This is a genomic window from Candidatus Burkholderia verschuerenii, assembly GCF_001189365.1.
Classification (GTDB): domain Bacteria; phylum Pseudomonadota; class Gammaproteobacteria; order Burkholderiales; family Burkholderiaceae; genus Caballeronia; species Caballeronia verschuerenii.
In genome coordinates, this window is record NZ_LFJJ01000307.1 from 1 (window position 1) to 3,464 (window position 3,464).

1 protein-coding gene and 3 pseudogenes are annotated in these 3,464 nt (G+C 55.9%); 3 read left to right on the forward strand and 1 reads right to left on the reverse strand.

What is annotated here, in order from left to right; all coding sequences use genetic code 11:
- Positions 1-116: 116 nt before the first annotated feature.
- Positions 117-1,166 (forward strand): annotated as a pseudogene (locus tag BVER_RS28260) (phospholipase C); the annotation flags it as partial.
- 270 nt (positions 1,167-1,436) lie between these two features.
- On the opposite strand, the pseudogene BVER_RS30920 reads toward BVER_RS28260, so the two are convergent.
- Positions 1,437-1,856, reverse strand: a pseudogene (locus BVER_RS30920) (IS21 family transposase); the annotation flags it as partial.
- Here BVER_RS30920 and BVER_RS28275 point away from each other — a divergent pair.
- Together BVER_RS28275 and BVER_RS28280 are read left to right on the forward strand one after the other, a co-directional pair.
- Positions 1,854-2,537: pseudogene (locus BVER_RS28275) on the forward strand (integrase core domain-containing protein); the annotation flags it as partial. The pseudogenes BVER_RS30920 and BVER_RS28275 overlap by 3 nt on opposite strands.
- Before the next feature lie 354 nt (positions 2,538-2,891).
- Positions 2,892-3,404, forward strand: coding sequence for a hypothetical protein (locus BVER_RS28280; protein ID WP_050456066.1), 513 nt, complete (start codon positions 2,892-2,894; stop codon positions 3,402-3,404).
- Positions 3,405-3,464 lie beyond the last annotated feature (60 nt).

Genomic DNA, 3,464 nt, shown 5'->3' on the forward strand with positions numbered 1-3,464 from the left:
TTACCCGGAACAATGGACTCCAGTCGTCCCCATATCTCATCGGTCAGCAACATTCGACTCATCTTGATCGCTTACGCAAAAGATGAGATGTAAACACATTTCTTCAAATGTGAACAGAGCCTAGCGGCATGCAAATTATAAAGACCAGTCAGCCAGTGTTTAACCTGACCACTGCGCCACACTCCTACTATGTCGCCGATGGTCAAGGTGGCTACACGATGATTAACGACGTTGATCCGGCCAACGATCTGTGCTCGAGTACGACGGATCAAGTTATGATGACGTCAAAGAACGTCGGTGACCTGCTCAACGCAAAGAACATCACGTGGAGCGGTTTCAATTTGTCAACGACAAACGCTAACGGGACCACAAATTGCAAACGAAGCACCGTCTCGCCAGTGGTTGGCCAGGCTACAACGGATTACATCCCGCATCACAACTGGTTCCAGTACTTCGCATCAACAGCTAATCCGCAGCATTTACGTCCGAGTTCGATAGCAGCTATCGGCTCATCGTTCGAAGCGGACGGAAAAACCGCCGAATCCGCGAACCATCAGTATGACAGCGACGACTTTTTTGCGGCCGTTAGGTCAGGCAACTTCCCATCAGTGAGCTTTCTGAAGGCGCCGGCGTATCAGGACGGCCACGCCGGTTACTCTGGCCCGCTTGACGAACAAGCGTTCACTGCAAAGGTCGTGAATTTTCTCCAGCAACAGTCGGATTGGAAGAACACGGCCGTCATCGTGACCTGGGATGACTCGGATGGCTGGTACGACCACGCGTATGTCGCGCCGACTTCTTCCTCGTTTGACGCGCAGGCCGACCAACTGAATGGCGCGGGCAAATGTGGCTCAGGTGCGGTGCCGATCGGTATCAACGGCGGCACGGTCAACGGCCGTTGCGGTCCAGGCACGCGCATCCCGTTTCTCGTGATCTCGCCGTGGGCGAAGACGAACTACGTCGACCATACACTGATCTCGCAAGCTTCCGTGGTGCAATTCATCGAAGACAACTGGCTCTCCGGCGCGCGTCTGGGTGGCGGTTCGTTCGATGCGAGCGCGGGCAGCATCATGGGTATGTTTGACTTCACGGGCAAGGGCAACAACCCGACGCTCTTTATCGATCCGACGCTCGGCTCGCCGGTGGCATCCGTGCCGACGATCTAAGGCGTTCGTGAAGTACAGTTCGAACTTTAGGCAGGTGCAGTAGCCGCGTTGTCGCCGCATGTCGGCGACAGCGCATTTTCCTTCACGTGTGTGTTCTATCAGGGCTTCAGTCCATGTCCGCTACCGCCGATCCGACCCTTGGTCACGATAAAGGACCCAGCTTTACAGTTCGTCGCTGCACGGGGTGATCGCATTCGTCATCGCAGCGGGCACGCTCAGCGTGCTCGCGCTTCCATCGCATGTGCCGAATGCGGTCGGCGATATCGTGGAGACGGTGCCTACGACTTCGGTGAAGCAGCGCAACCCGGTGCTGAGCAGCGGACGCAGATGGAGCTTTTCCTCATGGAACATAGCTTCGACTTGTCTGCGCGCTCTGCCGTGGATGCACCTGGCTGCCCAGTTCTCCTCCCAATGCATAAGGAATTCGTTCTGAGCTTCGAGCGATTCGAAACGCCGGCCGGTATGCGCGGTGTTCTCCGTATGGTGGATCGCGTTCTCCACGGTACCCATTCGATTTGGGCCTCGTACGCGAGCAGGGGCGGCGACGACGCCGTAATGCTCGAGCATCGCCGCATAGAGCCGGTTGAGTTCCGGCTCATATAGATCGGGGGTGATGACACCTTCCCGGAGGTTATCGATAGCGACGTAATTTACGCTGCCATCGAAGTACCGGAAAGCGTCCTCGTGTACCGTCCTGTGTGGGGCCCTCTTGCGTCGGCAGCGGGAGAATCATGGCGCGGCGCCCGTCAATGCCGAACGGGTGTCCCGGGTAATGTGCGTCCACGGTCTCCTGATGGAACGCCGCACGGCACCGCCGCGCCCTTAGCACCGACACGATGGCAAGGTTGCGGTGGCGAAAAGCAATGAGCGTTGGTTCCGATGGCTTCGAGTTTCGTTGCGACAACGGCGAACCGCGGTGTGTTACGTTCGCCCTGGATTGCTGCGACCGCGAAGCTATGAGCTGGGCGGCGACGACCGGCGGCCACAGTGGTGACGTAGTGCGCGACGTTATGCTGGCCGCCGTTGAGAACCGGTTCGGTGACGTCCTGAAGGCGCCGTCGGAAATAGAATGGCGACTGACAATGGCTCGGGTTACACGGCAGAGAAAACAAAGACGTTTGTTTCTGACATTGCCTTGAGGCCATTGACCAACCCCGTGTGCAGCCCGCAAAGTAATGGTATGGCGGAAAGCTTTGTGAAGACGATGAAGCGCGACTATGTTGCCTTCATGCCAAAGCCAGATGCAGCAACCGCAGCGCGGAATCTCGCCATCGCATTCGAACATTACAACGAACAGCATCCTCTAGCGCCCTGAAGTATCGCTCGCCACCTGAATTCAGGTGCAGGACCGATTCATCAACTCAAGTGTGATGCGGTGTCCGGAGATGTAGGAGCAAATTCAGACCGCTTCTAAACGCCCTGTTCAGGCTTGGCTACGCGTTAGCTCTACTGTCTGATGCCCCCTGCTACCCTCGACCTCCCTGGATACACCATTGCGTTCCGTCAGTTTCCCGACTAATCTCAATCAATCAGAGACAACTGCGGATTAGCGTGGAGCCACGGGATGTTACTTGAATTCGTCTCGTTACCTCGTAGGCCAACCTCGGGAAGTCATCGGCTAAACCGCGTTGGGCAACTCGCCAAGCGCGCGAGTGAAGCTACATCGTCTACAGCCGCACTAAGGTAAGGTTTTGACGCCCGTTTCGATACTCGCATGTCAAGGTAATGGACAGAATCAAGCTGCTAGAGCTCGCCATCGTCGACTGTGCCCGCCTTGCAGCATTGACTCGCCGAGCCTTAGACAATCAGCACGCGAGCAGTATCGAGAATTCACTTGTGACGGACATGCTGTTGCTCTTCGGACTCATCGAATGGAGTGTACCGCTGGAATTTTCTGAGCAAAGCGAACTTCGACGGGCCAGCGTATATATCGAACACGGAAAACCTATCGATGCATTAGAATGCGCCGATGCTGTCATTCAGAGTCTTTGGACAAGATACTATATGAACGACCTTCACCCCGAAGATCCGCTTGTGCTTCCGTTAGAAGCAAATTCAAACCTAGGGATTCGAAACAGCCTCCCGAAAATCTCAACACACACAAGTACGCGCCAAGCGGCACTGCCGTCCGGTTTGAGCACGGATGGGAAAAATGGCGCTCGTAGAATCTCAATAGTCGGGCCTGCAAAATTGAATTTGCCGGAATGGACCCGACGACGCAGTCTGGTGCAGACGTAAACGCACATCTCAGCCAGGTCTGCAGCGCACGAGTAGAGGTTGAGGCATGACGTTGAGCTG